The organism is Nocardioides convexus, from assembly GCF_011090295.1.
On sequence record NZ_JAAMYA010000001.1, the window covers coordinates 1214926 to 1237955 of the forward strand.

A 23030-nucleotide genomic window follows, 5' to 3' on the forward strand; every position below is an offset into this window, starting at 1 on the left:
GTCCCTACTCTGGCACGCCCGCAAGGGAGGCCAGCCGGGAGCGCCAGGCGGACGTCAGGTCGGCCTCGGACCAGCCGAAGCCGGCGCGCAGCGCGGCCGCGACCTGGGCCCCGCCCAGCACGCTGCGGTAGAACGCCACCAGCGCGGCCTGCCCGCGGTGCTCGGCCAGCGTCACGGTGACCAGCCAGGCCGCCTCGTAGACCGTCCCGAGGTGGCTCGCCGACGGGTCGAAGTCGGTGTCCGCGGGCAGCCGCTGCGGCACGCCCTCCTTCTTCACCTGCCGGATGACCTGTGCGGCGGTCCGCGTCTGCGGCAGTCGTACGTCACGCAGCGCGACGTAGTCGGCGAAGCCCTCCACCAGCCACAGCGGCGCGCTCTGGGCCAGCACCGCGCCGGTGACGGCGTGGACCGCCTCGTGGGTCATCACGACCTGGGCGGCGACCGGGTCCAGGGCGTCGTAGACGGACCGGTTGACGAACACGTGCACCGGGCTCCCGGCGACCCGGGTCCCGTCGACGGGCGCGGTGACCGCGGCGATCGCGCTGTAGGTGCCCAGGTCGGCGTCCAGCGCCCGGGCGAGCCTGCCCCGGATCGGCCGGCACCTCCACGACGAGGCGCTCCCGGCCGCCGAGCAGGGCGCGGGCGCTGCGCACCGCCTGCGTCGCGCGACGGGCGTACCGATCAGCGTCGGTCGCCGTCCCGGCCGCCAGCACGAGCGCCCCCGCCGATCGTCGTACGACGACGGGCCCGGTCAGCCACAGCGGCAGCCGCCCGGTGTCCCCGCCGATCGCGGCGATCCTGCGCCCGCCGTCGGCGAAGGTGAACGGGACCTCGGCCCGGGAGGAGGCCTCGTCGAAGCCGGACACCCGCCAGGTGATCGCGACCAGGCCGTCCCAGGAGTCCTGGCCGGAGGTGCGGCCGGTCTCGGTGAGGTAGCGCAGGGTGACGTCGCTCAGCCGCAGGTTCGCGACATTGCGCGCGAGCGCGTCGAGCAGGCTCGCGGCGCGGTCATCGGCGCCGAGCGCCGCGGCCGCGTCGGGGTCGCGCAGGGCGTCCTGCAGGGTGGTGACGGTCGCGCCGGCGACTCCTGGGTCGGCGACCTCGGTCCGCTCGGCCGGGGTCGGTGCGACGTACCCGTCGTCGGAGCAGCCTCCGGCGAGCAGGACCGCGGCGGCCAGCGCCGCGACGATGACCCGTCGGGTCACCCAGGCCGGACCGCTCCGGCGTAGGGCATCTCGTCGACGCTCGACACCTTGACACCGGCACCCGGGTTGGCGGCGTGCACGATCATGCCGTTGCCGAGGTAGAGCGCCACGTGGCTGACCGGGCTGTAGTAGAACACCAGGTCGCCGGGCTGCAGGTCGCTCTTGGAGACCGGGGTGCCCGAGCCCATCTGCGCCCGCGAGGAGTGCGGCAGGCTGACGCCCGCCTGGGCCCAGGCCATCATGGTCAGGCCGGAGCAGTCGAAGGCGCTCGGGCCCGCGGCGCCGTAGACGTAGGCGTCGCCGACCTGGGCCAGCGCGTACTTGATCGCGGCCGAGGCGCGGCCCGAGGCCGGGATCGACCCGGCGTCGGGGGCACGCACGTCGCCGCGGGAGAGGATCGCGGTGCGCTGCGCCTCCTCGAGCTTCGACAGCAGCGCCTTGGCCTCGGCGAGCTTTGTCGTCGGCGCTCTTCTTCTCCTTGGCCAGGCTCGCCTCGAGCTTGCGGACCTCGTTGCGCCGCTCCTCGGTCTGGCTGCGGCGGATGCTGTAGGCGGCCAGACTCGGCGTCGTAGTCGGAGAGCAGCGAGTCCTGGATGCCGTCGACGGTGGAGAGCGTGGAGACCTCGTCGAGGAATCCCTCGGAGTCGGAGGAGAGCAGGCTCGCCGGCCGGGCCGGCGCCGCCGTTCTGGTAGCGCTCGATGAGCGCGTCGCGGACGTCGTCGCGCACACCGTCGAGGACGGTGCCCTGGCGCTTCTCGTCGGCCTCCAGCGAGCCGAGGTCGCGGTTGGCTCGGTCAGGCTCGAGGCGGGCGTCGTTGGAGCGCTCCGAGGCCTGCTCGGCCTGGTGCAGCAGCTTTGTCGACGCGCGCGCGCACGGTCTGGATGTCGGGCTCGGCGTTCGCGGGGCCGCTGGGCGCGCTGACGGAGAAGGCGATCGTCCCGGTCAGGGCCAGTGCGGCGAGCGAAGCGGTGGTGCGTGTGCGGCCGTTCAGCACGAGCCTGGCGGTCCCCTTCTGCGAGTCGTACGCCTACCGGGTGAGCCTGACGGGCTCGGGCACGACTTGCCCTACCCGCACTCCCTGCTCCCCCACGCGTCCGACTGCGGACGGGCGGGTTCGCCCCTCGTGCGGGACTCGCCCCAGATGTGGTTGGGTCCCCGGCTCCGGCGCCGCACGCGACGCCGGACTCAGCGCGGTGCCCGCGCGGATCGGTCGATCCACTGCCACGGACACCTGAGCGAGAAGCCTAGACGCGCCTCGCGGCGAGGCCAAACCCTCCCGCGCGTGTTGGCCGCGCTTTCGCCGAGACACGGGTCACACGCGTCTCACCAGGCGCTCCTGCCCCACGAGTCACGGCGGTGACGGTCATCCGCTCATGCCGACTCCACCTCCGGAGCGCTCACTGGGCGCACCAGCCGCAGCGGGGGCACCAGCCCGCCCTCGGCCAGCGCGTCGAGGGCGCGCAGGCTCCTCGTCGTCGATCATCAGCTCGGGCGGGGGCCCCAGCAGCACCGTCACCACGCAGTCGTGGCAGGCGAGCCCCCGCACCACACAGGTGTCGCAATCGATCCTCGTCGTCATGGGGACCACGGTGCCAAGGGGGTCCGACACAAATGCCCCGGAGCCGCCCCGGAGCCGCCCGGGAGCCCCGCGGCGACCATCGAGGCGAGCCCGCGCCCGGCCGGTCTGCGCCATTGCGTCGGAGGTGCGTCCTACGGTCCTCCCATGACCTCGACCGTCCCGTCCGCGCCCCGGTGGGAGGACCAGCGATCCTTCGAGGAGCCTGGGCCGCTCGCTGCGGGAGGTGACCTTCTGCGTGGTGGACCTGGAGACCACCGGGGGCTCGGTCGGCGACGGCGACAGGATCACCGAGATCGGCGCGGTCAAGGTCCGCGGCGGCGAGGTGCTCGGGGAGTTCCAGACCCTGGTCAACCCGCACACCGCGATCCCGGCGTTCATCGCCGTGCTGACCGGCATCACCAACGGCATGGTCGCCGACGCGCCACCCATCCACGCCGCGCTGCCCTCCTTCCTGGAGTTCGCCGCCGGCAGCGTGCTGGTGGCCCACAACGCGCGCTTCGACGTGGGCTTCCTGCGGCACTTCTCCTCCGAGCTCGACATCGTCTGGCCCGACTTCGAGGTGCTCGACACCGTCAAGGCTCGCCCGCCACGTGGTCAGCCGCGACGAGACGCCCAACCACAAAGTTTGTCCTCGCTGGCGCGGGTCTTCCGCGCCTCCACCACGCCCAACCACCGTGCGCTCGAGGACGCCCGGGCGACCGTCGACGTGCTGCACGGGCTGATGGAGCGCCTCGGCGGGCTCGGCGTGCACACGCTGGAGGAGCCTGCAGGGCTACTCCTCCAAGGTCGCCTCCGCCTCGCGGCGCAAGCGCCACCTCGCCGACGGCCTGCCCCACGCGCCGGGGGTCTACCTGTTCCGCGACGAGCGCGACCGGGTGCTCTACGTCGGCACCTCGCGCGACCTGCGTCGCCGGGTCCGCTCCTACTTCACCGCCTCGGAGAAGCGCACCCGGATCGGCCAGATGGTCCAGGCTCGCCGCGTCCGTGACCGGCATCGAGTGCGCCACCCCGCTGGAGGCCGAGGTCCGCGAGCCTGCGGCTGATCGCCGAGCACAAGCCGCCCTACAACCGCCGCTCCCGGCACCCGGAGAAGGTCACCTGGCTCAAGGCTCACCCGCGAGCCGTGGCCGCGGCTGTCCCTGGTCAAGCGGGTGCTCGACGACGACGCCGACTACGTCGGGCCGTTCTCCTCCCGGGCCCGCGCGGAGAGCCTCCCTGGAGGCCCTGCACGAGGTCTTCCCGATCCGTCAGTGCAACGACCGCTTCGGCCGGCGACCAGCGCGCTCGCCCTGCGTGCTGGCCGAGCCTGCACCGCTGCCTGGCGCCGTGCGACGGCAGCGTCGACGCGCAGTCCTACGGCGCCGTGGTGCGCCAGCCTGCAGGACACCCTGCTGCGCCGCCCCGACGACGTCGTCGACCTGGTCCAGGCCCGGATGAGCGCGCTCGCCGAGCAGGAGCGCTTCGAGGAGGCCGCCCACCACCGGGACCGGCTGGCCGACTTCATCCGCGGCGCGGCCCGCACCCAGCGCCTGGCCGCGCTCACCCGCTGCCCCGAGGTGATCGCCACCCGCCGCGAGGACGACGGCCGCTGGGCGGTGCACGTGGTGCGGCACGGGCGGCTGGCCGCCGCGGGACACATCCCACCCGGCGCCGACGCGGTGGCCTGGGTGGAGACGCTGCGGGGAACGGCCGAGACCGTCGTGCCCCAGGCCTGGGGCCGACCCCCGCCGCGACGGCCGAGGAGACCGAGCGGATCCTGCGCTGGCTGGAGTCTCCCGGCGTGCGGCTCGTCGACGTGGTCGGCGAGTGGACCTGCCCGGTGGGCGGAGCGGCGCGGCACGTGCCGGTGCTGGCAGGCGCCGCGCTCACTAGGGTGGCCCCATGATCACCGCCATCGTGTTCGTCCAGGCCGAGACCGCGCGGATCCCCGAGGTCGCCGCCGCGATCGCCGCGCTCGACGGCGTCAGCGAGGTCTACTCGGTCACCGGCCAGATCGACCTCATCGCGCTGGTCCGGGTCAAGAACCACGAGGACATCGCCACGGTGGTCTCCGACCGGCTCAACAAGGTCGACGGCGTGGTGGACACCGAGACCCACATCGCCTACCGGGCCTACTCCCGCCACGACCTCGAGGCAGCGTTCTCGCTCGGCCTCGACTGAGACCGGCCCCGAGACCGAGTCCGGAGCTCAGCGCACGACGCTGCTGGCGACCGCCCGGACCACCGTGTTGTACCCGGTCTTGCGGATCGTGACCACCAAGGTGATCCGCTTGCCGCGTGCCCGGGCGGGCAGGCTTGAGCACGCTCAGGGTTCCGGCCGGGCCCGTGACGTAGGCCGTGCCGATCTTCCAGCGGTAGCTCGACGGCCACCGGGGCCGGCCCCCAGGCGCCGACGTAGGCGCGCACCGTCTGACCGGTGCGCAGCGTCCCGGTGATCGCCACCGAACCGGGGAGCAGCGTCCCGCGGGCGACCACGGCCGTCGCCGCGCTGGCGCGCGTCAGCGTGTCGTAGCCGGACCGGGTGCCGGTCACCTTGAGCGTGATCCGCTTGCCGGCGGCGGACGCCGGGACGACCAGGGTGTTCTTGATGCCGTACTGCACCAGGGTCGTGCCGGCGTACCACTGGTAGTTCAGCGACGATCCGGACGGCATCCAGCCGCTGGCGGAACCGGTCAGCCGGGAGCCGACCTTGGCCGTGCCGCTGACGCTGACTGGGGCACCGGTCATCACGTCGCCCGCGACGGCCACCCCGGCCGAGGCGCGTGGCGTCTGGGGGTAGCCGGTCAGGACTCCGGAGACGTCGACGCTGAGGGTGGTGCCGGCGTCCACCGCCTTGAGCGCGTACGTCGCCGTGGTGGCACCGGCGATGACGCCGCCGTTGCGCTTCCACTGGTAGGCTTGTACGACGTCGGCGTCGGCAGCCACGCGCCGGTGTCCACGCTGAGCGTCTCCCCCACCTTCGGCGTCCCGTCGCTCACGACCACCGGAGCGGGCGTCTGCTGCCACTCCTGGAGCCGGACCGGTCCGTAGGGGTCGCTGGGCCACGCCTTGGGGTCGAACTGGTCGCGCCGGGCGGTGGCCTGGACCGAGATGACCTTGCCGGCCTGCGCGTCACCGATGACCAGGGTCTGCGCGGTGGCGCCGGAGATGGCGGTGCCGAGCCCGGTGGAGCCCGGTGTCTTGGCGTACCACTGCCAGGCATAGGTGTCCTGGCGGGGCACCGTGTTGCCGATCTGGGCGGTCAGCGTGTCACCGACGGAGGGCGCACCGCCGGCGGGTCCGCTGATGACGGGCGCGACGCCCTCCTGGAAGGTGCCGTTCTGGATGGCTGTGGTGACGTACCAGGTCTCGGCGTCGTTGGTCGAGGGGAAGGTCTCGACCCTTCGGCCGTCGACCACGCCGGTGACGAGCACGATCAGCACCATCCCCCGGTCGACGGCGGTGGGCACGTAGGCTCTGCCGGTCGGCGTTGTCGATGGCCTCCCAGGCTCCGCATGTCGCCGTTGTAGCGGTTGCCCACCGTGGTGCGGTACCAGCGGAAGCGGAGCCTCCACGGGCACGCTCGACGGCGAGCGCCAGCCGTTGGCAGCGCTGTCGTAGCGCTCGATCGCGTCGGTCGAGGGCACCGGGTCGTAGACCAGCGCGTTGCCGACACCGCGGATCCCGCGGATCACGCCGCAGCAGGCGGCCGGCGCCTCGCGGGTGTCCGGGTGCGGCTCGACCCCGAGGCCGTTGGCACAGACTGGTGCGCAGCCGGACGTTGTCGAAGAAGCCGACCGAGTCGAGGTCGCCGTTGCTCATGGCCGGGGCGTCGCTCACCCGCAGGGTCACCTGGACGTCGCCGCCGCTGACGTCGATCGGGACCCGGGCCGTGTCGCGGGTGGTGACGTGGTTGAGGCCCGTCACGGCCGGCAGGTACGGGTCCTCCGCCGTGCCCGGGACCGGGTCGCCCGGGTCGCCCGGCTTGTGCCAGTAGCGCAGCCTGGTTCACCTGGTAGGCTCGGCGCCGCGCCAGCCGGCCAGTCCGGGACCTTCGTCGTCTTCGGGTCGTCCTGCGCGAAGTAGCCGCTCCCGGCGTTGACGGCGTAGTCCGTGCCGCCGGAGACGATGGTGAGTCTCGTCGTCGTCGCCCGCCGTGGTCGAGGTGAGCCCGAGGACCTCCTCGGTCCCGAAGGCGAAGTCCACGAAGAGGCAGCCCGCGTTGGCCGTGCCGGCAGCGACGGTGAGGGTCAAGGTGGAGGCGTCCGGCGCCTCGTCCTGACCGATGTCGGTGCTCAGCCTGCGAGGTCGGGACGCCCTCGAAGACCTTGCTCGCATCGCCGCTGGAGAGCATGAGGTAGGAGCCTGCCCCGGGACGGGAAGTCGTTGAAGCGCGTGTCGGCGTCGGCGGCCGTGTCCGCCACAGCCCGGGTGACCGGGTCGCCGGTCGTCGCGCTCACCGTCACCCCGGCCGGCAGGTCGAGCGCGGCGGCCGCGGCGGGCGCGTCCACGTCGGCGTACGCCGGCACCAGCAGCGGTACGACGGCGAGCGCGGAGCCCCCCACCGTCGTCACCAGCGCGGTCGTCATGGCGCGTCGAAGCGACACGGTCCCTCCCAAGAATCCCTCGTGCGCCAGGCCCCCACGGCCCGGCACCTGCACGCTAGGTCGCCGGCCGGGGCCGCCGGGACCGGCGTCGGGTCAGTGCGTCTAGTCCTTTCGGGCCATCGGGACGAGTCCCGATCCCGTTCCGCCGGGCGAGCCGCGGCGCTAGGTTCGCCAGGTGCTTCCCCCCGGCCTCGTCACGAGTTGGCGCGACCGCGCCGTCCTCGCCGTGGCCCTCGCGCTCTTCGTGGTCCCCGCGGCGATCCTGCTGCTCGCGCCGAAGCCGGGCCGGTTCGGCTTCCAGATGTACTCCGGCTACGGCGTGGTGACCGCCACCTGGACCGACCGCGCCGGTACGACGCACGTGCTCGACCTGGAGCGCTCCACCGCCAATCCGCGCGGTGAGGTCGACTGGCCGTCCTTCCTCCCCGAGCGGCTGTGCGCGCGGCTCCCGCAGGCGGCGCGGGTCGAGGTGCGCCGTACCCTCCCGGGCGGGACCGAGCACCGGGCGGTCGCGTGCTGACCACGCTGCGGGTCGCGCCGCGACCGGTCGCGCTGAGCCGGGTGCTGCTGGCGGCCGGCGCGCTGCTCACCTGCCACGAGGGAGCGGGCTTCCTCAACGCACTGCAACGGGACCGGGTCACCACCCCGGTCGCGAGCCTGGCTGCCGTCGGCGGCCTCGGTGCCGTTCTCGGCCTGGGTGCTCACCATGGGCCTGGCCTGCGTGCTGCTCGCGCTCGGCGTGCTGGTCCCGCTGTCCTGCCTGACGATCGCAGCGGGCAACGCGCTGCTGATGGCCGCCGACCAGCAGGCTCTACAGCAACCACCGCTTCCTCCTGGTGGTGCTGTGCGTGCTGTTCGCCACAGCCTGCTCGGACCGCGCGTGGGCGCCGGGCGCCGGGAGCCGGCGTGCGGCCGCGGGCGGCACGGTCCCCCTGGTGGCCGCAGACTGCTCGTCGTCGCGGCGGTCTCGGCCTGCTACCTGTTCGCCGGGCTCAGCAAGGCCAACCCGGAGTTCCTCAGCGGGCACCTGATCGGCTCGCTCTCGCCGGACTGGGTGCCCGCCCGGCTCGCCGCCTGGGCGACGGTGCCGGCCGAGATCGGCATCGGCCTGGGCCTGTGGTGGCGTCGGGTACGACGGCTCGCCCCGGCCCTGGGCGTGCTGCTCCACCTCTCGATCGTCGTGCTGCTGAGCGCGCCCGTGGTGTTCACGGCGTTCGCCCTGCTGTGCCTGACCGGCTACCCGCTGGTGTGGACCTGGCCGGCGCTGGATCAGGCGGAGGCCGCCTCGACCCAGCGCTCGAGCGTGCCCTGAGCCGCACCGGAGTCGATCGCCTCGGCCGCGCGGGCGATCCCGGCGGCGAGCGCGTCGGGCACGGGCTGGCCCGGGGCGTCGTACACCGCCAGGGCGGCACCGGCGTTGAGCAGCACCGCGTCACGGACCGGCCCGGTCTCCCCCGCCAGCAGCCGTCGTACGACGCCCGCGTTGTGCGCCGCGTCGCCGCCACGCAGGTCCTCGGCACTCGCCGGGGCCAGCCCCAGCGCGGCCGGGTCGACGGTCGTGGTGGTGACCTCGCCGCCGTGGACCACCCACACCGAGGAGGTCGTGGTGGTGGTCAGGCTCGTCGAGGCCGTCGTCGCCGCGGAACACCCACGCGTCGACGCCGCGCCCGGCGAACACGCCGGCCATCACCGGCGCCAGCCGCGGGTCGGCGCAGCCGATCGCCTGGGCGGCCGGCTTGGTCGGGTTCGCGAGGGGGCCGAGCACGTTGAAGGCGGTGCCGATGCCGAGTCTCGCGCCGGGGCACGGCCGCGTGCCGCAGCGCCGGGTGGAAGGCCGCGGCGAAGCAGAAGGTGATGCCGGCCTCGTCGGCGACCTCGGCCACCCGCTCCGCGGGCAGGTCCAGCCGCACGCCCAGCGACTCGAGCACGTCGGCCGTGCCGGCCTGCGAGGACGCCGAGCGGTTGCCGTGCTTGACCACGCGCGCGCCGGCGCCGGCGGCGACGATCGCGGACATCGTGGAGATGTTCACCGAGAACGAGCGGTCCCCGCCCGTGCCGACCACGTCGAGCAGGCGCCCGGGCACCGAGATCGGCGTCATCACGGCGTACATCGCCTCGACCAGGCCGGACAGGCTCCTCGATCGTCTCGCCCTTGGCGCGCAGCGCCACCGCGAAGCCGGCGATCTGGGCGGGCGTCGCCTCACCGGCGAGGATCTCCCCCATCGCCCAGCCTCGCCTGGGCAGGCGTCAGGTCCTCCCCGGCGACGAGCGCGCCGAGGACGTCGGGCCACGTGCTCACGCCGGGACGCGCGAGCGCAGCAGCGAGACGACCGCCTCGGCCAGCCTGGATCGGGTCCAGCGGGTGCGGCACGGCGGCGTCCGCACGCGACCAGGTCGCCAGCCAGGCATCCTGGGGCCGGCCGGTCAGCACGACCAGCGGCGGGCAGTCGTAGATCTCGTCCTTGAGTCCGCTTGGCGATGCCCATCCCGCCGGCGGGAACGGCCTCGCCGTCGAGGATCGCGAGGGCGAGGTAGCCCGCGTCCATGTGCTGGATCACCACCGGCTCGGTGGCCACCTCGACGTACTCCAGGCTCCGGCAGGTCCGGGTGCGGGCGACGGCCCAGCGCCAGGATGACCTGCTCGCGGGTGTGCACGTCGTCGCTGTAGACGAGCACCTTCAGAGACTTCGGAGAGACTCACGTCGCGCGATGTTACTCCTGCGCTCGCTCGCCCGCCGCCCGGGCGCGCGCCTCCAGCCGGTCGAGCCGGCGGTCCTCCCGCTCGGCCTCCTTCATCGACGAGCGCACCCACTGGATGAACAGCACGACGAAGAAGACGACACCGACCAGGTCGCCCGCGCCCCACAGGATGCCGCCGGCGAGCCTCTGGTCGTCGTACGGGTCGGGGAGCCAGGCGCCCATCGGCCCGTCGTGCAGCCGGGGGTACCAGTCGCCGCCGAGCAGGGTCTTCTGACCCATGATCGTGACGCCCAGGAACGCGTGGAAGGGCAGCGTCATCACGGTCAGCAGCACCCGGAAGGGGTGCGCGACCCGGCCGGGCAGCGGGTCCACCCCCACGATCGGCCAGAAGAAGAGGGCGCCGACCACCACCAGGTGGACGTGCATCATCTCGTGGACGTACGTCGTGCGCAGGGAGGCGTCGTACCAGCCGGAGAAGTAGAGGGCCCACGGCGAGAGCACGTAGAGGCCGAACGTGAGCGGGGGGAAGCCGAGCACCTTGGCCAGGCGCGAGTGCAGCAGCGCGAGCAGCCACCGGCGCGGCGCGCGCGGCAGGGTGCGCAGCGCGAGGGTGACCGGCGCGCCGAGGGCGAGCGAGAGCGGCACGACCATCGACAGCACCATGTGCTGGACCATGTGCACGCTCAGCAGCACGGTGTCGTACGCCGCCAGGCCGGACGAGGTCGCGACGTAGAACGCCGCCATCCCGACGCCCCACGCGATCGAGCGGCCGACCGGCCAGCCGTCGCCGCGGCGGCGCAGCGTGACCACCCCGAGGGCGTAGAGGCCCACACCCCACACGGTGACGACCAGGGGCAGCGGCGCGATCCCCCACTGGGAGAAGAAGGAACCGGCGTCGAAGCGCGGGAGGTTCTCGACGGCGGCGCTCCCCACCAGTCCCACGCGTACCTCCTCGAGCCGCTCCGGTCGACCAGGGCCGATCCGGGCCTCTTCGAGCCTAGGTCCCGCCTGGTAGGGGCTCATAACGGGGGGTCGAGATGCCGTCACCGACGGGAACCGCCATAATGGCGCACGTGGCGATCCAAGGCTTCGGCATCTCTCCCGGCCTCGCGCCTGCACGGCCAGCACGACCGACCCAGCATGGTCGCCGTCGGCACCATCATCTGGCTGTCCAGCGAGTCTCATGTTCTTCGCGGCGCTCTTCGCGTCGTACTTCACGATCCGGTCGGTGTCGCCGGAGATGTGGGCGGAGAACACCGACCTGCTGAACGTCCCGTTCGCGAGCATCAACACCACGATCCTGGTGCTGTCCTCGTTCACCTGCCAGTTCGGCGTGTTCGCCGCCGAGCGCGGCCAGGTCGGGCGCTCCGGCTCGCTGCTGCAGGTGGGCAAGTGGGGCCTGCGCGAGTGGTTCATCCTGACCTACATCATGGGCGCGATCTTCGTCGGTGGTCAGGCGCTGGAGTACTCCGAGTCGATCCACGAGGGCGTCACGATCCCGCACGACGGCTACGGCACGATGTTCTACCTCACCACCGGCTTCCACGGGATCCACGTGACCGGCGGCCTGATCGCCTTCCTCTTCGTCCTCGGCCGCACCTACGTCGCCCGCCGGTTCACCCACGAGCAGGCGGTCAGCGCGATCGTCGTGTCCTACTACTGGCACTTCGTCGACGTGGTGTGGATCGGACTGTTCGCCACGATCTACCTGATCAAGTGACGAGGCGCACGATGGGAAATCCGATCGCCACCCCCGCTCCGAACTCCTCCTGCCTGGACTCGAAGGACTGATTGTGCGACTCCTCAACCGCTCCGCCGGTCGCCTCTCGCGGCACCGTCGCGGCCCGATCGCCGGCCTCGTCGTGCTCCTGCTGGGCCTGCTGCTCACCGGAGGGCTCTACGCCGCCTTCGCACCCGCGCAGGCCAACTCCAAGGCCGACCAGGAAGAGCCTGGTCAAGCAGGGCCGCGAGCTCTTCCTCGTGGGCTGCGCCTTCTGCCACGGCGCCAACGGCCAGGGTGTGCTCACCCAGGGCGGCTCGCAGTACGGCCCGGCCCTGACCGACGTCGGCGCCGCCGCGGTCGACTTCCAGGTCGGCACCGGCCGCATGCCGATGGCCCAGCCCGGCGTGCAGGCGCCGCGCAAGGAGGTCGTGTACACCAAGTCGGAGATCGCCGCGCTCTCGGCGTACGTCGCCTCGCTGGGCACGGGCCCGGCCATACCGGACGCCGGGCTCTACGACACCGAGCGCCCCGGCGACCTCAACGGCGACGGCAAGGAGGACGACGCCGACCGCGAGCCTGCTCGTCACCCGCGGCAGCGACATCTTCCTCGCCAACTGCACCGCCTGCCACAACTTCGAGGGCTCCGGCGGCGCCATGCCGCGCGGTGGCTTCGCCCCCAAGATCCGCGGCGTGGACTCCAAGCACATCTACGAGGCCATGCTGACGGGCCCGCAGTCGATGGACACCTTCTCCGACGGCAACATCCCGCCGGAGGACAAGAAGGCCGTCATCGCCTACCTGGAGACCCTGGACAAGGCCCCGAGCCTACAGCGGCTTCACGCTGGGCAGCCTGGGCCCGGTCAGTGAGGGCATCATCGCCTGGGTCGGAGGCATCGGCCTGCTGGTGGGCTTCGCGGTCTGGATCGCGGCCCACACGACCCGCTCGAGCAAGAAGAAGGACGAGGCGGCAGCGTGAGCGACGCACACACCCCCGACCCGACCGGGCACGAGCCTGGTGCCCGTCGAGCCGATCGCCGACCCGGGGCTCCCGGAGCACCAGTGGCGGCCCACCGACGTCGACCCGGCGAAGGAGAAGCGCGCCGAGCGCCGGGTCGCCACGCTGTTCGGCCTCTCGGCCGTGTGCGTGGTGCTCTTCCTGGTCGCGTACTTCACCCTCGACATCGGTGACAACTGGCACGTCGTCGCCGGCTTCGGCGCCTCGACCATGGCCCTGGGCTTCACCCTCGGCATGGCGCTGCTGCTGATCGGCGTCGGCGTCATCCACTGGGCCCGCAAGCTCATGGGTGACCACGAGATCAGCGAGTCTGCGGCACCCGGCCCGCTCCTCCGAGGAGGACCGCGAGGGCACCCTGCAGGCGCTCTCCGCCGGCCTGGACGAGTCCGGCATCGGCCGCCGTCCGCTGATCCGCAACTCGCTGCTCGGTGCGGTCGGCCTGCTGGGCCTGCCCGCGATCGTGATGCTGCGTGACCTCGGTCCGCTGCCGGGCGACAAAGCCTGCACCACACGATCTGGGGCAAGGGCACCAAGGACAAGCCGATGCGGATCGTCCGCGACGGCATCTGGACCCCGATCCTCGCCTCGGACCTCGAGATGGGCGACCTGGTCAACTGCCAGCCGGACGCGCTGCACAACCCCGAGCGCTACGACATCGACCCGACCGAGGTCGAGGGCGTCAACCTCCAGATCCACAAGTCCAAGGCGTCGCTGATCCTGCTGCGGATGAACCCCGACGACATCAAGCCCGGCAAGGACGCCCAGGGCCGGAGCCGGGAGAACTGGACGGTCGACGGCATCGTCGCCTACTCCAAGATCTGCACCCACGTCGGCTGCCCGATCTCGCTGAACGAGCGCACCACCCACCACCTGCTCTGCCCGTGCCACCAGTCCACCTTCGACCTCGCCGACTCCGGCAAGGTGGTGTTCGGCCCCGCCGGCCGTCCGCTGCCGCAAGCTGCCGATCAAGGTCGACGAGCAGGGCTACCTGGTCGCGCAGAGCGACTTCGACGAGCCGGTCGGCCCGAGCCTTCTGGGAGCGTGACTACTATGACCGTTGGTGACATGAGCAAGGTCGCTACGACCAACGGCACCACTCCGGCGGCGCCCACCAAGGGCGCCCAGCGGGCCGGTGCGATCGCGAACTGGGCCGACGAGCGCCTCGGACTCGGCACGGCCATGAAGAAGAACCTGCGCAAGGTCTTCCCCGACCACTGGTCCTTCATGCTCGGCGAGATCGCGCTGTGGTCCTTCGTCGTCCTGCTGCTGACCGGCGTGTTCCTCACGCTCTGGTTCGACCCGAGCATGACCGAGGTGCACTACAACGGCGCGTACGACCCGCTGCGCGGCAAGGAGATGTCGTCGGCGTTCAACTCGGCGCTGACCATCTCCTTCGACGTCCGCGGTGGTCTGCTCATGCGGCAGATGCACCACTGGGCGGCCATGATCTTCATCGCCTCGATGATGATCCACATGATGCGCGTCTACTTCACCGGCGCCTTCCGCAAGCCGCGCGAGTCTCAACTGGGTCATCGGCTGCCTGCTGCTCCTGCTGGGCACCATCGAGGGCTTCACCGGCTACTCCCTGCCCGACGACCTGCTCTCCGGCACCGGCGTCCGGGCCGCGGACGGCTTCATGAAGGCCTCCCCCGTGGTCGGCGACTACATGTCGTTCTTCCTCTTCGGGGGCGAGTTCCCGGGTGACGCGATCATCCCGCGGTTCTACGTGATGCACATCCTGCTGATCCCCGGCATCCTGCTCGGCCCGGTCGCCGCCCACATGCTGCTGCTCGTCTACCACAAGCACACGCAGTGGCCTGGTCCCGGCCGCACGGAGGAGAACGTCGTCGGCTACCCGATGCTCCCCGTCTACATGGCCAAGGCCGGTGGCTTCTTCTTCATCGTGTTCGGCGTGATCACCCTCCTGGGCGGTCTGTTCTCGATCAACGCGGTGTGGAAGTACGGCCCCTACGACCCGTCCAAGGTGACCGCGGGCTCCCAGCCCGACTGGTACATGGGCTGGCCCGACGGCCTGCTCCGGATCATCCCCGCGTGGGAGACGCACCTGTGGGGCATCACGATCTCGTGGAACGTCATGCTCCCGATCCTCGTCATGCCCCCGCTGATGCTGATGATCTTGATGGCGCTGCCGTTCATCGAGTCGTGGATCACCGGTGACAAGCGCGAGCACCACCTGCTCCAGCGTCCCCGCAACGCCCCCACGCGCACGGCCATCATGGTCGCGCTGATGACCTTCTACGGCCTCTCCTGGGCCGCGGGCGGCAACGACATCATCGCGATCAAAGCCTGCACCTGAGCATCAACGAGATCACCTACTTCATGCGTGGGGCGGTGTTCATCGGACCGGTGATCGCCTTCATCATCACGCGCCGCTGGTGCATCTCGCTGCAGCGTCACGACGAGGAGATGCTCCTGCACGGCTACGAGTCGGGTGTCCTGGTGCGCTCGCCGGAGGGTGGGTACGCCGAGAAGCACCTGCCCCTCCCCGAGGCCAAGGCCTACACGCTCACCGCTCGCGACCGCGACCCGGAGCCGGAGACGGTCGAGGAGATCGAGGCCTCGGGTCTCGCCGGCCGCCAGGTGCGCGTCCGCAAGCTGCGGGCCAAGCCTGCAGGCGCTGTTCTTCGCGGACAACGTGCAGAAGCCCACCGCCGAGGAGCCTGCACGAGGCGCAGCACCACTCCGAGCACGAGCTCCACGAGCTCGAGTCGCAGATCGCCGCCGGCCCGAACCGCCACGGTCCGACCGAGCACTGATCCCGGCAGCCGAAGGGCGCCACTCCCCCAGCGGGAGTGGCGCCCTTCGCACTTCCGGACGTCGGTTGGCCTCCTGGGTCGGGCGGTGCGCCTCCGGCGGCCGTCCCCCAGCCCCCTCGGCGACTTCGACGAGCCGCCGCCGGCGCCACTCTTCGACGCTACGGGGGCGTGCTTCCCACGCCGGCAGCGCCCCGAGGCGCCGGCGAGGGGGCCGGGCTCCGGACGCCTGAGGCGCACCGCCCGACTCTGCAGGCGAGGACGCCGCCGTCTGCCGGGCCGTCTCCGGTGCCGGACGGTGGGGCCTCTCGCCGGCGCCTCGGGGTGCCGCCGGCGTTGGGTGAGGAGAAGCCCGTCACGCGCCCGGGTGGACGCCGACGGCGGGTCCCCGTCGAAGCCGCCGAGAGGCCCCACCGGGAGGCGCCGGGGACGGCCCGGCAGACCGCGCTGGTATCCGGGCGCACCCGGAATGCAGGAAGCCCCGCCGGAGCGGGGCTTCCTGGGGTGCTGGTGGACTCAGAGGGCCGAGGCCGCCTGGTAGTCCGCCCAGGAGATGTTCCAGTCGCCGTAGCCGTTGTCGGGCTCCATCTGGCGGGTCGTGCCGACGTACTGGACGACGTCGCCGCGGCGGGACATGGAGTACAGCCAACCCGCGTTCTCGGTGCTCATGCCGGTGCAGCCGTGCGAGACGTTGGCGACGCCCTGGGAGCCGACCGACCACGGCGCGGCGTGGATGAACTCGCCGGAGCCTGGTCAGGCGCATCGCCCAGCGGACGTCGTCGATGTCGTAGGCCTCGGAGGAGCCGCGGGCGATGCCGACGGTCTCGGAGTTCATCCGCTTGGTGGCGAACTTCTCCATGATCACCTTCACACCGGAGCGGGTGGTGAAGCCCTCCTTGCCAGTGGTGATCGGCAGGGTGCGCAGCAGCCTTGCCGTTGGAGAAGACCTTCATCTGGTGGGTCTTGGCGTTGACCTTGTAGATGTGCGCGTCGCCGATCTTGAAGTCGAGGTCGCGGCTCTCCGGCCGTAGACGCCGTTGCCGGCCGGGACGCTGTTGACGTCGACGGCGACGTGCACCTTGGTACCGGCCTTCCAGTACGCCTCGGGGCGCCAGTGCGCCTCGTGTTCGCTCACCCAGCGCCAGGAGCCGGCCTGGGCGGGAGTCGCGGTGACCTTCATGTTGCGCTCGAACGCCGCCTTGTTGGTGACGGGCACGTCGAAGTGCACGATCACCGGCATGCCGATGCCGACGGTCTCGCCCTGCAGCGGGGCGACCGAGGGGTAGGTCAGCCTGGTCGAGGCCGAGCGCCTGCGTGGTGAACGGCGTGAGGCTCTCCACGGTGGAGCCGTCCGAGCTCTTGGCGACGGCGCGGATCCGGTAGCGGGCACCGGGCTCGAGGCGCGAGCCTGGCGACCCAGCGCTCGCCGCCGACGATCTTGCCGGGGACCGGGCCGGCCTTCGAGGTGACGGTGACCGCGCTCAGCGTGCCGTCCGACGCGGCGACCTTGAGCACCGTGTTGACCGGTACGCCGGTCGCGCCGGCCGTGACGTTCGCGGTGACCTTGGCCTTGACGACCGCGGCCGCGGTGGTCTCGGGGCTGTCGTCACCGCCTCCGCCGGGGCTGAAGCCGGAGCCGTCGCAGCCGGAGGCCGCCACTGCCAGGACCGAGAGGACAGCGGCGCTCCGCACGAGGCGGGAGCGACGGATGGTGGAGAACACCGACAAATCGTACCTGTCCGGTGCACGAAAACCTCGCCCAAAGCGCGTCGGCGGTGTCACACCGTGAGTGTGACACCGCCGATAGCGGACGTGCTCAGGGCGAAGACGCGCTCGCCCCGACCAACAGGGCGGCAGCGCGGCGAGAGCCACGCGCCCAGCAAACTTGCTGCCGACCGCCGGGGCGAAGACGCGCTCGCCCCGACCAACAGGGCGGCAGCGCGGCGAGAGCCACGCGCCCAGCAGACTTGCTGCCGACCGCCGGGGCGAAGACGCGCTCGCCCCGACCAACAGGGCGGCAGCGCGGCGAGAGCCACGCGCCCAGCAAACTTGCTGCCGACCGCCGGGGCGAAGACGCGCTCGCCCCGGACAACTCAGTGTGCGTATTCGCCGCGGTAGTACTCGAAGATCCAGCCGGAGAGGGCCAGGGCACCGAGCACGATCCCGATGATCATCAGCCACCAGGCGAGCACCGCGACGGAGAAGACGATGACGCCCAGGGTGGCGGCGCACCACAGCGGCCACCACGAGTACGGCGGGAAGAAGCCGAGTCTCGCCGGCGCCCTCCGCGATCTCGCCGTCCTTGCGGTCCTCGGGCCGGGCGTCCATGCGGCCGGCGTGGAACCCGAGGTACAGGGTGACCATCGCGCACAGCAGGGTCGTCATGACCAGGGCCGAGGTGCCGGTCCAGTCGGCGCCGGAGTCACCGGCGTCGGTGATGAACCAGTAGGCGGGGCTGACCAGGACCAGGAAGATCGTGGTCACGCCGAAGATCCATGCCTCGATCTTCATCAGGCGTCGACCTCCTTGGACCCGGCGCCCGCGGCGACCGGCTCGTCGTACATCTCGATGGCGGCGATCTCCGGGTGGTGGAGGTCGAACGCGGGCGACTCCGAGCGGATGCGCGGGATCGAGTGGAAGTTGTGGCGCGGCGGCGGGCGACTCGTCGCCCACTCCAGCGACCGGCCCCATCCCCACGGGTCGTCGGTGTTGACCAGCGGGCCCTTGCGGGAGACGTAGACGTTGTAGAAGAAGGGCAGCAGCGAGGACGCCAGGATGAAGGCGCCGATCGTCGAGACCTGGTTCATGAACTCCCAGCCGTCACCGGGCAGGTAGTCGGCGTAGCGACGCGGCATGCCCTCGATGCCCAGCCAGTGCTGGATGAGGAAGGTGGTGTGGAAGCCGATGAACAGCAGCCAGAAGTGGATCTTGCCCAGCCGTTCGTCGAGCATCCGCCCGGTGAGCCTTGGGCCACCAGAAGTAGAAGCCGGCGAACATCGCGAACACCACCGTGCCGAACACCGTGTAGTGGAAGTGCGCCACCACGAAGTAGGAGTCGGAGACGTGGAAGTCGAGCGGCGGGCTGGCCAGGATGATGCCGGTCAGGCCACCGAAGAGGAAGGTCGTCAGGAAGCCGATCGACCAGAGCATGGGTGTGTCCATGCGCACTGATCCGCCCCACATCGTGCCGATCCAGTTGAAGAACTTCACACCGGTCGGTACGGCGATGAGGAAGGTCATGCCGGAGAAGAACGCGAGGTTCACGGCTCCGGTGACGAACATGTGGTGCGCCCACACGGCCACCGAGAGGATCGCGATGCCGAGGGTCGCGCCGACGAGGCCGATGTAGCCGAAGATCGGCTTGCGGCTGAACACCGGCAGGATCTCGGAGATGATCCCGAAGAACGGCAAGGCGATGATGTAGACCTCGGGGTGCCCGAAGAACCAGAACAGGTGCTGCCACAGGATCGCGCCACCGTGTGAGGTGTCGAAGACGTGGGCACCGAGCCTGGCGATCAGCCTCGAGGGAGAGCAGCGCGCCGGCGAGGATCGGGAAGGCGACCAGCACCAGGATCGCGGTGATCAGCACCGTCCAGGTGAAGATCGGCATCCGGAACATGGTCATGCCGGGCGCACGCATGCAGATGATCGTGGTGATGAAGTTGACCGCGCCGAGGATGGTGCCGAGACCACCCATCCACAGGCCCATGATCCACAGGTCGCCACCGACACCGGGGCTGTTGACCGAGTCCGAGAGCGGCGTGTAGGCGAACCAGCCGAAGGAGGCCGCGCCCTGCGGGGTGAGGAAGCCGGCGCCGGCGATGAGGCCGCCGAACAGGTACAGCCAGTAGCTCGAACATGTTCAGGCGCGGGAACGCCACGTCCGGCGCCCCGATCTGCAGCGGCATGATCGCGTTGCCGAAGCCGAAGAACAGCGGCGTCGCGAACAGCAGCAGCATGATCGTGCCGTGCATCGTGAAGAGCCTGGTTGTACAGGCTCCTCGTTGACGATCTGGCTGCCCGGGTAGGCGAGCTCGGAGCGGATCAGCAGCGCCATGATGCCGCCGGCGATGAACCAGGCCATGGCGGTGCCGAAGTACAGGTTGCCGATCAGCCTTGTGATCGGTCGTCGTCATCGCACGGACGAGAAGCTTTGCCCAGGGGCTTGCGCTCCGCGACGTCCGCGTTGCGAGCGAGCGTGGCGGTCACTCGTGACCCTCCTCGTCGTCGTTGATCAGGTGCTCGGAGTACCGGCCGCCCTGGACGGGGCTGTCGGAGACGTGGTCCGGGTCGGCGGCGAGCCTTGGCCAGGAAGGCGTCGTACTCGGACTGGGTCACGACCTTGACGGTGAACAGCATCCGCGAGTGGTAGGCGCCGCAGAGCTCGTAGCACTTGCCGTCGTAGGTGCCGGTCTCGGTCGGGGTGACCTGGTAGGAGTTGTCGTTGCCCGGGACGACGTCCATGCGCATGGCGAACGCCGGGACGCCGAAGTCGTGGATGACGTCGGGGCTGTAGAGGTCGAACTCGACCGTCTTGTCCACCGGGATCACCAAGCTGCGGGATGTCGTCACCGCCGGTGCTGTTGATGAACAGGTTCTTGCCGCCGGCAGCCTCGGAGTCGGGGTAGTTGAAGGTCCACTGCCACTTCTGGCCGACGACCTTGACCACGACGTCCGGGTTCGGGACGTGCTCGAGCGCGATGTTCTGCACGCGCACGGTGTGCGAGAAGAAGGCGACGACCATGATGACCGGGAAGATCGTGTAGAAGATCTCGATCGGCAGGTTGTAGCGCGTCTGCACCGGGACCTCGTCGTCGCTGCGACGACGGAAGTAGATCGGGACGCCGATGATGAGCGCCCAGGTGATCACACCGGTGACCAGCGCGGCGATCCAGGCGCCCTGCCACAGGTGCAGGATGTGCATGCCTTGCACGGTCGTGATCTCCGGCATGCCGAACCGCTCCCACTGGGTGTCGGTCGAGCAACCGGACAACGCGGCCGCGAGTACGACGAATCCGGCGAGCGGGATCGTGCGACGGAAACGCCGCTTCGCCCGCGAACGCTCGGGGTGCCACCAGCCCACGAACGAGCCTTCCTCTCGAGGGTCAGAACTACTGCGAACACTAGCGGAGAGCGACCCCGACCGCCGCGTGGGGTCGGTGTTTCGGGCGCGCACGCCCCCGGCCGGGCGTGGCCGTATCGTGCTGGCGTGAGCAGCACCCCCGAGGTCTACCTCGACAGCGCGTCGGCCGCGCGTCTCCACCCGGCGGCGCGGGAGACCCTGCTCGCCGCCCTGGACCGGGGCTACGCCGACCCGCGCCGCCTGCACGGCCCGGGCCGCGACGCCCGGCTGCTGCTCGACAACGCCCGGGCGGTCCTCGCCGAGGCGCTCGGCGCGCACCCCGACGAGGTGGGCTTCGCCTCCTCCGGCACCGAGGCGGTGCACCGAGGGCTGCTCGGCCTGACGGCGGCCACGGGCCGGGACGGGATCGTCCACAGTGCGGTCGAGCACTCCGCGGTCCTGCACGCCGCGCAGTGGCGCGACTCCCCCGCGCACGCCTCCGTCGCGGTCGACGCCGACGCCGTGGTGGACCGCGCCGCCCTCGCCGCGGCGGCGGCCGCCCGCGGTGTGGGCGCGGTGGCGCTGCAGGCCGCCAACCAGGAGGTCGGGACGCGGCAGCCGGTGGACGAGGTGGACCTGCCGGGCGGCGTACCGCTGCTGGTGGACGCGGCCGCCGCGGTCGGGCACGTGCCGCTCCCCCAGCGCTGGGACGCGCTCACCGCGTCCGCGCACAAGTGGGGCGGGCCGGCGGGCGTCGGCGTCCTCGCGGTGCGCCGCGGCACCCGCTGGACCAACCCCTTCCCGGGCGACGACGGCCTGGACCAGCCCGGCTTCCCCGACGTGCCCGGCGCGCTCGCCGCCGCCGCGGCGCTGCAGGCGGTCCTCGCCGAGCGCGACGAGGTCGCCGCCCGGCAGCACGCTCAGGTGGACCGGATCCGGGCGGTGGCCGCCGCGGTGCCGGACGTGGAGGTGGTCGGCCACCCCACGGCGCGGCTCCCTCACCTGGTGACCTTCTCGGCGCTCTACGTCGCCGGCGACGAGATCGTCACGGCGCTCGCCGCGCGCGGCTTCGGCGTCGCCAGCGGCTCGGCGTGCACCGCCTCGACACTGGAGCCCAGCCACGTGCTGGCCGCGATGGGGGCGCTCACGCACGGCAACGTGCGGGTCTCGCTGGCCCGCGACACCACCGACGCCCAGGTGGACGCGTTCTGCGCGGCGCTCACGGACGTCATCGGCGAGATCCGGGCGGGAGCCGGGCTGTGATCGAGTCTCGACTGCCGCGACCTGCCCTGCCCGCGCCCGATCATCGAGCCTGGCCAAGGCACTGCCGGACGTGGCCGTGGGCGACCTCCTCGCGGTCCTCGCCCACGACCCCGCGGCCCGGTACGACGTACCGGCGTGGTGCCGGATGCGCGGCCAGGAGTACGTCGGCGAGGAGCGCGCCGCGGACGGCGCGCCCCGCTACGTCGTGCGGCGCCTGAGCCTGACTCAGGCCAGGTGCTTGGCGATCTCCTCGCCCGCCTCGTCGCCGTAGGAGACCCGGACCCGCTCGACGAACTGCTCGGTGGTGAAGTCGTACTCCTGCGTGCCGACCGTCTCCACGACGTAGGCCGCGAGGACGCAGCCGACCTGCGCGGCCCGCTCCAGCGAGGTGCCCCAGGAGAGCGCGGCCAGGAAACCGCCGCGGAAGGCGTCGCCGACGCCGGTCGGCTCGACGGCCTCGACGTCCTTGGCGGCGGCGACCTCGAACGAGGTGCCGTCCTTGGAGGTGACCCGGACGCCGTCCTTGCCGAGGGTGGTGACCTGGATCCCGACCTTGGAGAGCACCTCCTCGGCGCTCCAGCCGGTCTTCTTCTCGATGACGTGCGACTCGTACTCGTTGGAGAACAGGATCGCCGCGCCCTCGATGAGGTCGCGGATCAGGTCGCCCTCGGCGAAGGCGAGCTTGCTGGGAGCAGTCGGCGATGAAGGCGTAGCCGCGCTGGCGGCACTCCTCGGTGTGGCGCTTCATGGCCTCGGGGTCGTCGGCGCCGATGAGGACGTACGTCGGCGTGCCGACCCGCTCGACGATGGGCAGCAGGCTCGATCTGGGCCGCCTCGCTCATCGCACCCGGGTAGAAGGAGGCGAACTGGGCCATCGTGGTGTCGGTCGTGCAGACGAAGCGGGCGGTGTGCTTGGACTCGGAGATGTGCACGGAGTCGCAGTCGACGCCGTTGCGCTCCAGCCAGGAGCGGTAGTCGGCGAAGTCCTCGCCCGCGGCACCCACCAGCACCGGGCGCAGGCCCAGCCGGGCCAGGCCGAAGCACATGTTCGGCGCGACGCCGCCGCGGCGGATCTCGAGGTCGTTGACCAGGAAGGAGACCGACAGGCTTGTCGAGTCTGGT

General features: G+C 71.6%; 25 protein-coding genes and 10 pseudogenes. 14 read left to right on the forward strand and 21 right to left on the reverse strand.

The features are described 5' to 3' along the window. Window positions 1-4 precede the first annotated feature (4 nt). From G5V59_RS08985 to G5V59_RS09005, 5 genes are all read right to left on the reverse strand, one after another. On the reverse strand, window positions 5-358 hold the full coding sequence (locus G5V59_RS08985) for a hypothetical protein (protein ID WP_278256227.1): 354 nt from the start codon (window positions 356-358) through the stop codon (window positions 5-7). Then, window positions 324-1205 (reverse strand): hypothetical protein, encoded by an 882-nt coding sequence (locus tag G5V59_RS08990; protein ID WP_278256228.1) that lies wholly within the window; start codon window positions 1203-1205, stop codon window positions 324-326. Before G5V59_RS08990 ends, G5V59_RS08985 begins: the two co-directional genes overlap by 35 nt. Continuing rightward, window positions 1202-1933 (reverse strand): C40 family peptidase, encoded by a 732-nt coding sequence (locus tag G5V59_RS08995; RefSeq protein WP_278256229.1) that lies wholly within the window; start codon window positions 1931-1933, stop codon window positions 1202-1204. The genes G5V59_RS08990 and G5V59_RS08995 overlap by 4 nt, the downstream gene beginning before the upstream one ends. A gap of 67 nt (window positions 1934-2000) precedes the next feature. Further along, window positions 2001-2201, reverse strand: coding sequence for a hypothetical protein (locus G5V59_RS09000; RefSeq protein WP_278256230.1), 201 nt, complete (start codon window positions 2199-2201; stop codon window positions 2001-2003). A gap of 369 nt (window positions 2202-2570) precedes the next feature. Continuing rightward, on the reverse strand, window positions 2571-2723 hold the full coding sequence (locus tag G5V59_RS09005) for a hypothetical protein (RefSeq protein ID WP_341350889.1): 153 nt from the start codon (window positions 2721-2723) through the stop codon (window positions 2571-2573). A 301-nt stretch (window positions 2724-3024) separates the two neighbouring features. Here G5V59_RS09005 and G5V59_RS09010 point away from each other — a divergent pair. From G5V59_RS09010 to G5V59_RS09030, 5 genes and pseudogenes are all read left to right on the forward strand, one after another. Then, window positions 3025-3441 (forward strand): annotated as a pseudogene (locus tag G5V59_RS09010) (exonuclease domain-containing protein); the annotation flags it as partial. A gap of 220 nt (window positions 3442-3661) precedes the next feature. After that, window positions 3662-3829: a hypothetical protein gene (locus G5V59_RS09015; RefSeq protein ID WP_278256231.1), complete on the forward strand. Its 168-nt coding sequence runs from the start codon at window positions 3662-3664 to the stop codon at window positions 3827-3829. Continuing rightward, window positions 3771-4223 (forward strand): hypothetical protein, encoded by a 453-nt coding sequence (locus tag G5V59_RS09020; protein WP_278256232.1) that lies wholly within the window; start codon window positions 3771-3773, stop codon window positions 4221-4223. The genes G5V59_RS09015 and G5V59_RS09020 overlap by 59 nt, the downstream gene beginning before the upstream one ends. Then, window positions 4153-4671, forward strand: a complete 519-nt coding sequence (locus G5V59_RS09025) for a hypothetical protein (RefSeq protein WP_278256233.1) — start codon at window positions 4153-4155, stop codon at window positions 4669-4671. Before G5V59_RS09020 ends, G5V59_RS09025 begins: the two co-directional genes overlap by 71 nt. Further along, window positions 4668-4946 carry an Lrp/AsnC ligand binding domain-containing protein gene (locus G5V59_RS09030; RefSeq protein WP_056892772.1) on the forward strand — a complete coding sequence of 93 codons (279 nt, stop codon included), beginning with the start codon at window positions 4668-4670 and terminating at the stop codon, window positions 4944-4946. Before G5V59_RS09025 ends, G5V59_RS09030 begins: the two co-directional genes overlap by 4 nt. On the opposite strand, the gene G5V59_RS09035 is transcribed toward G5V59_RS09030, so the two are convergent. From G5V59_RS09035 to G5V59_RS09050, 4 genes are all read right to left on the reverse strand, one after another. After that, window positions 4898-5614, reverse strand: a complete 717-nt coding sequence (locus G5V59_RS09035; protein WP_278256234.1) for a hypothetical protein — start codon at window positions 5612-5614, stop codon at window positions 4898-4900. The two genes, G5V59_RS09030 and G5V59_RS09035, sit on opposite strands and share 49 nt — an antisense overlap. Further along, window positions 5569-6234, reverse strand: coding sequence for a hypothetical protein (locus tag G5V59_RS09040; protein WP_278256235.1), 666 nt, complete (start codon window positions 6232-6234; stop codon window positions 5569-5571). The genes G5V59_RS09035 and G5V59_RS09040 overlap by 46 nt, the downstream gene beginning before the upstream one ends. 538 nt (window positions 6235-6772) lie before the next feature. After that, entirely contained in the window at window positions 6773-7018 is a 246-nt protein-coding gene (locus G5V59_RS09045; protein ID WP_278256236.1) for a hypothetical protein, read from the reverse strand. Between the two features lie 41 nt (window positions 7019-7059). Further along, window positions 7060-7338, reverse strand: a complete 279-nt coding sequence (locus G5V59_RS09050; RefSeq protein ID WP_278256237.1) for a hypothetical protein — start codon at window positions 7336-7338, stop codon at window positions 7060-7062. A gap of 208 nt (window positions 7339-7546) precedes the next feature. Here G5V59_RS09050 and G5V59_RS09055 point away from each other — a divergent pair, with 208 nt between their 5' ends. Both G5V59_RS09055 and G5V59_RS09060 read left to right on the forward strand, forming a co-directional pair. Further along, window positions 7547-7891 (forward strand): hypothetical protein, encoded by a 345-nt coding sequence (locus tag G5V59_RS09055; protein WP_278256238.1) that lies wholly within the window; start codon window positions 7547-7549, stop codon window positions 7889-7891. Window positions 7892-8050: 159 nt separating this feature from the next. Continuing rightward, window positions 8051-8683, forward strand: a complete 633-nt coding sequence (locus tag G5V59_RS09060) for a hypothetical protein (RefSeq protein WP_278256239.1) — start codon at window positions 8051-8053, stop codon at window positions 8681-8683. On the opposite strand, the pseudogene trpD reads toward G5V59_RS09060, so the two are convergent. The 3 genes and pseudogenes from trpD to G5V59_RS09075 form a co-directional block, all read right to left on the reverse strand. Further along, window positions 8641-9670, reverse strand: a pseudogene (trpD, locus tag G5V59_RS09065) (anthranilate phosphoribosyltransferase). The gene G5V59_RS09060 and the pseudogene trpD sit on opposite strands and share 43 nt — an antisense overlap. After that, window positions 9667-10053, reverse strand: a pseudogene (locus tag G5V59_RS09070) (hypothetical protein). The pseudogenes trpD and G5V59_RS09070 overlap by 4 nt, the downstream one beginning before the upstream one ends. A 30-nt stretch (window positions 10054-10083) precedes the next feature. Next, the gene (locus tag G5V59_RS09075) at window positions 10084-11013 is read right to left on the reverse strand and encodes a cytochrome c oxidase assembly protein (RefSeq protein ID WP_278256240.1); all 930 of its coding nucleotides are present in this window, start codon (window positions 11011-11013) and stop codon (window positions 10084-10086) included. 198 nt (window positions 11014-11211) lie between these two features. Here G5V59_RS09075 and G5V59_RS09080 point away from each other — a divergent pair. The 5 genes and pseudogenes from G5V59_RS09080 to G5V59_RS09095 all read left to right on the forward strand — a co-directional run. Next, a pseudogene (locus G5V59_RS09080) lies at window positions 11212-11791 on the forward strand (heme-copper oxidase subunit III). A gap of 260 nt (window positions 11792-12051) precedes the next feature. Then, window positions 12052-12213, forward strand: a pseudogene (locus G5V59_RS36210) (cytochrome C); the annotation flags it as partial. Window positions 12214-12394: 181 nt separating this feature from the next. After that, entirely contained in the window at window positions 12395-12661 is a 267-nt protein-coding gene (locus G5V59_RS36215) for a cytochrome c (RefSeq protein ID WP_341351163.1), read from the forward strand. 145 nt (window positions 12662-12806) lie between these two features. Next, window positions 12807-13873 (forward strand): annotated as a pseudogene (locus G5V59_RS09090) (Rieske 2Fe-2S domain-containing protein). After that, a pseudogene (locus tag G5V59_RS09095) lies at window positions 13860-15498 on the forward strand (ubiquinol-cytochrome c reductase cytochrome b subunit); the annotation flags it as partial. The pseudogenes G5V59_RS09090 and G5V59_RS09095, both read left to right, overlap by 14 nt. Window positions 15499-16099: 601 nt before the next feature. Here the strand turns inward: G5V59_RS09095 and G5V59_RS09100 are convergent. The 7 genes and pseudogenes from G5V59_RS09100 to G5V59_RS09130 all read right to left on the reverse strand — a co-directional run bounded on the left by G5V59_RS09100 (window position 16100) and on the right by G5V59_RS09130 (window position 20507). After that, window positions 16100-16252 carry a hypothetical protein gene (locus tag G5V59_RS09100; protein ID WP_278256241.1) on the reverse strand — a complete coding sequence of 51 codons (153 nt, stop codon included), beginning with the start codon at window positions 16250-16252 and terminating at the stop codon, window positions 16100-16102. Window positions 16253-16255: 3 nt separating this feature from the next. Continuing rightward, window positions 16256-16318, reverse strand: a pseudogene (locus tag G5V59_RS09105) (hypothetical protein); the annotation flags it as partial. A 214-nt stretch (window positions 16319-16532) separates the two neighbouring features. Further along, window positions 16533-16823, reverse strand: coding sequence for an Ig-like domain-containing protein (locus tag G5V59_RS09110; protein ID WP_278256242.1), 291 nt, complete (start codon window positions 16821-16823; stop codon window positions 16533-16535). Window positions 16824-17676: 853 nt separating this feature from the next. Further along, on the reverse strand, window positions 17677-17820 hold the full coding sequence (locus G5V59_RS36220; RefSeq protein WP_341351164.1) for a cytochrome c oxidase subunit 4: 144 nt from the start codon (window positions 17818-17820) through the stop codon (window positions 17677-17679). Window positions 17821-17911: 91 nt separating this feature from the next. Next, a pseudogene (locus G5V59_RS36225) lies at window positions 17912-18094 on the reverse strand (cytochrome c oxidase subunit 4); the annotation flags it as partial. Next, window positions 18094-19719: pseudogene (gene ctaD / locus G5V59_RS09125) on the reverse strand (cytochrome c oxidase subunit I); the annotation flags it as partial. The pseudogenes G5V59_RS36225 and ctaD, both read right to left, overlap by 1 nt. A gap of 98 nt (window positions 19720-19817) precedes the next feature. Beyond that, window positions 19818-20507 carry a hypothetical protein gene (locus tag G5V59_RS09130; RefSeq protein ID WP_278256244.1) on the reverse strand — a complete coding sequence of 230 codons (690 nt, stop codon included), beginning with the start codon at window positions 20505-20507 and terminating at the stop codon, window positions 19818-19820. 285 nt (window positions 20508-20792) lie between these two features. Here G5V59_RS09130 and G5V59_RS09135 point away from each other — a divergent pair, with 285 nt between their 5' ends. Beyond that, on the forward strand, window positions 20793-21908 hold the full coding sequence (locus G5V59_RS09135) for an aminotransferase class V-fold PLP-dependent enzyme (RefSeq protein WP_278256245.1): 1116 nt from the start codon (window positions 20793-20795) through the stop codon (window positions 21906-21908). 76 nt (window positions 21909-21984) lie between these two features. Beyond that, the gene (locus G5V59_RS09140) at window positions 21985-22179 is read left to right on the forward strand and encodes a sulfurtransferase TusA family protein (RefSeq protein WP_278259735.1); all 195 of its coding nucleotides are present in this window, start codon (window positions 21985-21987) and stop codon (window positions 22177-22179) included. On the opposite strand, the gene G5V59_RS09145 is transcribed toward G5V59_RS09140, so the two are convergent. Both G5V59_RS09145 and G5V59_RS09150 read right to left on the reverse strand, forming a co-directional pair. After that, window positions 22134-22568 carry a PfkB family carbohydrate kinase gene (locus G5V59_RS09145; RefSeq protein ID WP_341351165.1) on the reverse strand — a complete coding sequence of 145 codons (435 nt, stop codon included), beginning with the start codon at window positions 22566-22568 and terminating at the stop codon, window positions 22134-22136. The genes G5V59_RS09140 and G5V59_RS09145 overlap by 46 nt on opposite strands. Continuing rightward, the gene (locus G5V59_RS09150; RefSeq protein ID WP_278256246.1) at window positions 22565-22954 is read right to left on the reverse strand and encodes a PfkB family carbohydrate kinase; all 390 of its coding nucleotides are present in this window, start codon (window positions 22952-22954) and stop codon (window positions 22565-22567) included. Before G5V59_RS09150 ends, G5V59_RS09145 begins: the two co-directional genes overlap by 4 nt. Between the last annotated feature and the right edge of the window lie 76 nt (window positions 22955-23030).